This window comes from Halomonas flagellata (assembly GCF_022487945.1).
Classification (GTDB): Bacteria; Pseudomonadota; Gammaproteobacteria; order Pseudomonadales; family Halomonadaceae; genus Halomonas; species Halomonas flagellata.
In genome coordinates this window covers 1-522 of record NZ_JAKVPY010000150.1, presented here as the reverse complement: position 1 = coordinate 522, position 522 = coordinate 1, and the positions used below count along the sequence as shown (strand labels likewise).

Sequence of the window (522 nt, the reverse complement as noted above, 5' to 3'; positions counted from 1 at the left end):
AGCTTACAGGTGTTGTGTTGAGTGCGGGAACTTTTGAAGCCGGGGATAACAGCAAAGTATCGGTCTTAAAACCACTCGATGTTGTTACCACTGCAAGTGCACTAGGCGATTTTGTCGGTGCCCTTCAAACGCTACCCGGTACCAGTACAGTTGCCGAAGATGGGCGTCTTTTTGTAAGAGGAGGCGAAGCAGAGGAAACCCAGATTTTTATCGATGGTATCCGGGTGTTTACGCCCTTTACACCTACACCAAACAATGTTCCCACCAGAGGGCGGTATTCTCCGTTTTTATTCAAAGGAATTACATTCTCCACCGGAGGGTATTCTGCCGAATATGGGCAAGCCTTGTCAAGCGTGCTCTTACTGAATTCCGTAGACCAGCCCGATCAGGAAAAAACCGATATCAGCATTATGACCCTTGGCGGAGGAGTTGGAAATACGCAAATGTGGGGAGAAAATTCGTTGAGCATCAACGCTTCCTATATCAATTTAGGCCCTTATTTTTCCCTCTTCAAAACCAAAG

The 522-nt window shown here is 46.9% G+C and carries 1 protein-coding gene; it reads left to right on the top strand.

All coding sequences use genetic code 11. The features are described 5' to 3' along the window. A partial coding sequence (locus tag MKP05_RS22090) for a TonB-dependent receptor plug domain-containing protein (RefSeq protein WP_240570179.1) occupies window positions 1-522 on the top strand: 522 nt, incomplete at both ends.